Source organism: Flavobacterium sp. UBA7682, from assembly GCF_002482945.1.
GTDB lineage: Bacteria > Bacteroidota > Bacteroidia > Flavobacteriales > Flavobacteriaceae > Flavobacterium.
This window is the reverse complement of the sequence record NZ_DLGY01000007.1, coordinates 105,934-112,235: the sequence shown is the minus strand read 5'-3', so window position 1 is coordinate 112,235 and position 6,302 is coordinate 105,934. Positions and strand designations below refer to the sequence as shown.

General features: G+C 35.4%; 7 protein-coding genes. 4 read left to right on the top strand and 3 right to left on the bottom strand.

Annotation, left to right across the window (positions count from 1 at the left end; translation table 11 throughout):
* Both B3C16_RS01480 and B3C16_RS01475 read right to left on the bottom strand, forming a co-directional pair.
* Positions 1-1,530: ribonuclease E/G (locus B3C16_RS01480; RefSeq protein ID WP_291127954.1), on the bottom strand; the 1,530-nt coding region annotated here is incomplete at its 3' end.
* A 391-nt stretch (positions 1,531-1,921) separates the two neighbouring features.
* Positions 1,922-2,245 (bottom strand): HU family DNA-binding protein, encoded by a 324-nt coding sequence (locus tag B3C16_RS01475; RefSeq protein WP_255415834.1) that lies wholly within the window; start codon positions 2,243-2,245, stop codon positions 1,922-1,924.
* A 103-nt stretch (positions 2,246-2,348) separates the two neighbouring features.
* On the opposite strand from B3C16_RS01475, the gene mutY reads away from it, so the two are divergent.
* Genes mutY through gldD form a run of 4 tightly spaced genes read left to right on the top strand, consistent with a single transcriptional unit; the run spans position 2,349 to position 5,766 of the window.
* A complete protein-coding gene (mutY, locus tag B3C16_RS01470) occupies positions 2,349-3,389 on the top strand; it encodes an A/G-specific adenine glycosylase (protein WP_291127951.1) in 1,041 nt (346 codons plus the stop codon).
* A gap of 42 nt (positions 3,390-3,431) precedes the next feature.
* Positions 3,432-3,869, top strand: coding sequence for a single-stranded DNA-binding protein (locus B3C16_RS01465; RefSeq protein ID WP_121311983.1), 438 nt, complete (start codon positions 3,432-3,434; stop codon positions 3,867-3,869).
* 25 nt (positions 3,870-3,894) lie between these two features.
* Positions 3,895-5,190 (top strand): gliding motility-associated protein GldE, encoded by a 1,296-nt coding sequence (gldE, locus tag B3C16_RS01460; RefSeq protein WP_291127948.1) that lies wholly within the window; start codon positions 3,895-3,897, stop codon positions 5,188-5,190.
* Positions 5,191-5,196: 6 nt separating this feature from the next.
* Entirely contained in the window at positions 5,197-5,766 is a 570-nt protein-coding gene (gene gldD / locus B3C16_RS01455) for a gliding motility lipoprotein GldD (RefSeq protein ID WP_291127945.1), read from the top strand.
* A 74-nt stretch (positions 5,767-5,840) separates the two neighbouring features.
* On the opposite strand, the gene B3C16_RS01450 is transcribed toward gldD, so the two are convergent.
* A complete protein-coding gene (locus B3C16_RS01450) occupies positions 5,841-6,215 on the bottom strand; it encodes a heavy-metal-associated domain-containing protein (RefSeq protein WP_121311980.1) in 375 nt (124 codons plus the stop codon).
* Positions 6,216-6,302 lie beyond the last annotated feature (87 nt).

Here is a 6,302-nt window from a genome sequence, read left to right as displayed (position 1 = left end):
ATTTCCTTGGTTGTCAAAGAAATGATATTCCAAATACGTGTAAGCGTCACGAGGTATGATTTTCACCCACTTTTTATGTTCAAAAAACCATTTTGAACGTAATGATGGAAAACCTTTTTTAAGGTATGCTGCCACAAATGGGTGAACGTTAAGTTTTACACCATTGTGGTCTTTGATGATCTTTTCGAGGGAGAAATTAATCTTATCAATAATTTGGATGGGTGCATCTACATCACCGCTTAAATTGTTTGGATTTTCTTCTCTGGTCTCTATATTAACTTCAGGTCTTACGCGTTGGCGAGTGATTTGGACTAATCCGAATTTACTCGGCGGTAAGATCTTGTGTTTGGCTTTGTCGTCGCTCATTTCTTCTCTAAGGAAGTTGAACAAGACTTGGCGATTGTCCGGATTTTGCATATCGATAAAATCGACTACAATAATACCACCCATATCACGCAGACGCAATTGTCGTGCGATTTCGGCAGCGGCTATCATATTCACTTCGAGTGCGGTATCTTCTTGGTTGGTGGCTTTGTTAGAACGGTTGCCGCTGTTCACGTCGATAACGTGTAAAGCTTCAGTGTGCTCTATAATTAAATAGGCTCCTTTACTCATGGATACGGTGCGCCCAAAAGAAGTTTTGATTTGTCGCTCAATATGGTATTTCTCAAACAATGGCACGTCTTTCGACTGGTAAAGCTTCACTATTTTTTGTTTCTCGGGAGCTATTTCGGCTAAATAGTCCTTTGTTTCTTGGTACAACTCTTCATCATCTGTTTGAATACTCGTGAAAGTATCATTGAATACGTCTCGTAATATTGAAGAAGCTTTGTTAAGCTCTCCTAATATCTTGGACGGATGATGAGCAGTTGGTAATTTTTTACTCATTGCAGTCCATCTATTCATTAAGTTCTGCAAATCTTTTTCTAATTCGGCTATGCTTTTGCCTTCTGCTACTGTTCTCACAATAACACCAAAACCTCTTTGTTTGATAGATTGTACTAGTTTTTTCAAACGGTCTTTTTCTTCTTTAGATTCTATTTTTTGTGAAATAGAAACGCGATCAGAAAATGGAACTAAAACCACAAAACGACCCGCGAATGACAGCTCAGTGCTGATTCTTGGTCCTTTGGTAGAAATTGGTTCTTTGACAACTTGAACTAATACCGATTGATTGGCACTCAGAATATCTGATATCGTACCATCTTTATCAATCTCTTTCTCAAACTGGAAGTTTTTTAGGGAGAAATCTTTTATTTTACCTGCGCTTACAAGTTTTATGAATTTCAAATAAGAAGCTAAGTTTGGTCCTAAATCGTGATAATGTAAAAAGGCATCTTTTTCAAAGCCTACATTTACAAAAGCAGCGTTAAGTCCTGCAACGGGTTTCCTGATTTTGGCGATAAAAATATCACCCACCTGAAAGTTGCTTGTGTCTTCCTGTTTGTGTAATTCAATTAGTTTTCCATCTTTCAATAAGGCAAAATCTACAGCATCTTCACCACTACGGATGATTAATTCTTTATTCATGTTGTAAATTTTTATCCCAACCATTTAGCTACAGTATAAAGTTTACAGTTTGCAGTTTTTCAACTCATAACTCATAACTTATAACTCATAACTGAATTGTAAGGATGGATTAAACATTTTAACAGGTATTGTTTATTACCCGGTGAAAAAATAGTGTTCAGTTGGCAGTTTTTAGTTGGCAGTAAAACTGATTGCTAATTACTGATCACTGATTACTAATTTTCGATTTCAATGAACTTTTTTTAAAAAAAGAAAAGTAGTTTAGAACTACTTTTTCTTTTTGTGTCGGTTAGCTCTCGCTCTCTTCTTACGTTTGTGAGTTGCTACCTTATGTCTTTTTCTTTTTTTACCACTTGGCATAAGTTCGTCTTTTTGTGATTAATAAATAAGTTTATACTGCTACTTCAGTGTTTGTTTTAACTGATTCTACAAATACTTTAGCAGGTTTGAATGCTGGAATGTTGTGAGCAGGAATTTTGATAGTAGTGTTTTTAGAAATGTTTCTACCTGTTTTTTCAGCTCTTGTTTTGATAATGAAGCTACCAAAACCTCTTAAATAAACATTGTCTCCGGTTTCTAAAGAATTTTTTACTTCTTCCATAAACGCTTCAACTGTTGCTTGAACATCTCCTTTTTCAAGACCTAATTTTTCTGAAATTTTCGCTACGATATCTGCTTTCGTCATTTTGTTTCGTATTTTAATATTATGTGTAATTTTTTGAGGTTGCAAATATATGAATTAAAAAAACAATATTTCAAGCATAATCTATTAAAATTTAATAACATAAACTTTTATTTTTGTAAACGATAATTTAACTATGAAATTCCCTAATCTGCTTACCCAATGGTATTTACAAAACAAACGTGATTTGCCTTGGCGAAATACCGTTAATCCTTACTTTATTTGGTTGTCCGAAATCATGTTGCAACAAACGAGAGTCGCACAAGGATTGCCTTATTTTTTGCGTTTTACCGAAGCGTTTCCAACGGTTTTTGATTTGGCTAAAGCTTCCGAAGAAGACGTGCTGAAACTATGGCAAGGGTTAGGGTATTATTCCAGAGCGCGAAATTTACACAAAACTGCGCAGCAAGTGGCGTTTGAATTCAATGGTGAGTTTCCGAAAAGTTATGCAGAATTATTAAAACTAAAAGGCATAGGCGAATATACTGCCGCTGCGATTGCATCTTTCTCTTATAATGAAAACGTTCCTGTGGTTGATGGCAATGTTTATAGGGTTCTGTCGCGCTACTTTGACGTGGAAACTGATATTGTTTCGGCTGGCGCCAAAAAAGAATTCACTCAATTGGCGGCTGAATTATTGCCTAAAGGAAAAGCCAATTTATTCAACCAAGCCATCATGGAATTTGGAGCACTCCAATGCACACCCAAAAATCCTGATTGTGGGAATTGTGTTTTTAATGATAGTTGTGCCGCTTTGCAAAAGAAGAAAGTGGCGATACTTCCGGTAAAATCTAAAAAAGTTAAAGTGAGAACGCGTCATTTTAATTACTTGGTTTTTTCGGATGAAGTCGAAAATACTTTGCTACAGAAACGCACCCAAAAAGGCATTTGGCATAACTTATATGAATTTCCTTTATTGGAAACAGAAAATAAATTGACCGAGGCAGCACTATTGGAACTTTTGCAAAACCAGCAATTTGTAGCCAATGAAGTGATCGATATTCATTGGTACAATTCGGAAACGACAGTTCATAAATTGACGCACCAACATTTAAATATCAATTTCTGGAAAATAAAAGTGAAAGGCAAGCTTGAAAACGGAATAGACTGGGAATCAGTTAAAAAAATGCCGTTTCCGATTGTAATTTTTAATTTTATTGAAAAAGAAAGGTTTTAATTTTCAAAAAAATTGTAAATTTGAGGGTAACAAATCGGAAAAATGAATGGTACATTAAATAAAGTGATGCTGATTGGTCATTTAGGTGATGAAGTAAAGATGCACTATTTTGAAGGTGGCAATTGCATCGGACGTTTTCCTTTGGCTACCAATGAAGTCTATATTAATAAGCAAACTAACGAAAAAATTACGTCGACCGAATGGCACAATTTAGTAGTGAGAAACAAAGCTGCAGAAATTTGTGAAAAATATTTATCCAAAGGCGACAAGATTTACATTGAAGGCAGAATCAAATCGCGCCAATGGCAAGCTGAAGACGGTACGACCAAATATACTACAGAAATTCAAGTGACAGAATTCACCTTTTTAACCACTAAAAAAGAAGTTGAAGGTGTAAAGGCGCCACATAATCTTGAACCAAAAAGCAATAATTTTGAAGCACCAAATCCGGCAACCCCTGAAAATGACTTGCCATTTTGATATTGTTTAATTAACCCAGAAGCCTTTGGATCCGGAGCCCAGTTTAACTTTTTTAGATAATTTAGATACCAATTTACTTTTTGGAATTATCGCTATCGCATTATTGCTTTTTTGTTCGGCAATGATTTCGGCCGCTGAAGTCGCATTATTTTCGCTTTCGCAAAATGATTTAACCAAATTGGCTTCAGAAAACCAACGGAAAGCCAACTTAGTTTCCAAACTTTTACAGAAACCTAAAAAGCTATTGGCCACACTTTTATTAGCCAATAATTTTGTCAATATTGGCGTGGTTATTATTTTTTCCTTTGTGGGCAATTCGGTTTTTGCGGATATTGAATCACCCGTTGTAAAATTTGTGGTTGAAGTTATCCTAATCACTTTTCTAATTTTGCTTTTCGGAGAAGTATTGCCTAAAGTATATGCGAGTCGGAACAATATCAAATTCTCAAAGTTTATAGTAAATCCTTTGTTTGTTTTAGATCAATTGCTTTCACCCATCAGTCTGCCGATGCGTGCAGTTTCGGTTTTTTTGCATGATAAATTAGGTCGACAAAAATCCAATATTTCAGTAGACCAATTGTCGCAAGCACTGGAAATGACTTCTACAGATGATACTACTTTTGACGAACAGAAAATTTTGGAAGGCATAGTTTCTTTCGGAAATACAGACACAAAGCAAGTCATGAGTCCGAGAATTGATATATTTGCGCTCGAAATTGAAGAATCTTTTGCGGATGTTTATGCCAAAATCGTTGACAAGGGTTATTCGAGGATTCCGATTTTCAGAGAAAGTATCGATCATATCGAAGGCATACTCTTTGTGAAAGATTTGATTCCGCATATTCACAAAAAAGAGTTTGATTGGAACCCATTAATGCGCGAGCCGTTTTTTGTACCCGAAAATAAAAAGTTGGATGATTTGCTTAAAGATTTCCAACGGATGAAAAGTCATTTGGCTATTGTAGTTGATGAATATGGCGGAACATCAGGTTTGGTTTCTTTAGAAGATGTTATCGAAGAAATTGTTGGCGATATATCGGATGAGTTTGATGATGAGAATATTAATTTCTCCCAAATTGACGACAAGAATTATCTGTTTGAAGGCAAAATCAACTTAAAGGATTTCTACCGAATTGTTGATGTTGATGAAGAAGCTTTTGAAGAGAATAAAGGTGAAGCAGAAACACTCGCCGGATTCATATTAGAAGTATTGGGTAATTTTCCCAAAAAAGGACAAAAAATTCTTTTTTCGTCGGTGCATTTTACCATCGAAGCAGTTGATAAAAAGAGAATCAAACAACTAAAAGTAACACTTGAATAATATAAAATGATAAATAAGATAATTGGATTTTTATCCGTGGTTTTGCTTTTGAGTTTCACCGCTTGTAAAGATGATGCGTTACCTAAACCCGCGAGTCAATTGCGTTTGGATTATCCTTTGGCACAATATGCCCCTTTTAGTAATCATTGTCCGGTTGCCTTTGATATCAATGAAGATGCGATTATCAAAGAAGATAGAAACTGTGGCTTTTCGATTCATTATCCAAAAATGAAGGCGACCATTTATTTGACCTATAAACCGGTAAATGGCGACATCAATAAATTATTGAGAGATGCGCAAAAACTGACTTACGAACACGTAATCAAAGCCGACGATATTTTGGAACAACCTTATATCAATCCTGATAAAAAAGTTTATGGGATGTTTTATCAAGTAAGAGGAAATGCCGCAACCAATGCTCAGTTTTATGCTACGGATAGTATTAAACATTTTGTGACCGGTTCGGTTTATTTTTATGCCAAACCTAATTTTGACTCAATTATGCCGGCGGCAGATTATATCAAAAACGACATGCAGAAATTGATGGAAACCATTCAATGGACCCGAGACCGTTAGGCCGAACAGAGCGGCACGAGCGAAGCGAACTAAATAAAAAAGGAACTCAATTGAGTTCCTTTTTTTATATAATTTTATTTATTAGTAACCACTTTATAAGTTGTGCCGTCTCCGGTAGCTTCAACTGTTGCAAATAATTTTTCCGGTGTTAAAACCGCTGCGTCAAATTCGACTGTAGCTTCTTTTTTGTCAAAATCAACGGTTGCTTTTTGCACACCGTTCATGTGCGCTAATTCTTTTTCAATAGTTTTTGCACAACCCATCGAGCAAGTCATGCCGTCTATTTTAAAAGTAGCTGTTTCAGGTTTAGCTGCAACAGTTGGTGCTTTTTGTTCTGTTGCGGCAGCTTCTTTAGTGTCATCAGTTGTAGGCTTGCTTGCGGTATCTTTACAGCTGAAAAATAAGGTTGAGGCCATACCTAAGGTTAATAATGATTTGGTGAAATTCATGGTATTTATTTTTAATTCTTAATTGCTTGTTTGTGTGGACAAAAATAAATAAAAATTAAAGTTATTATTCTTAAAATAATTACAAAA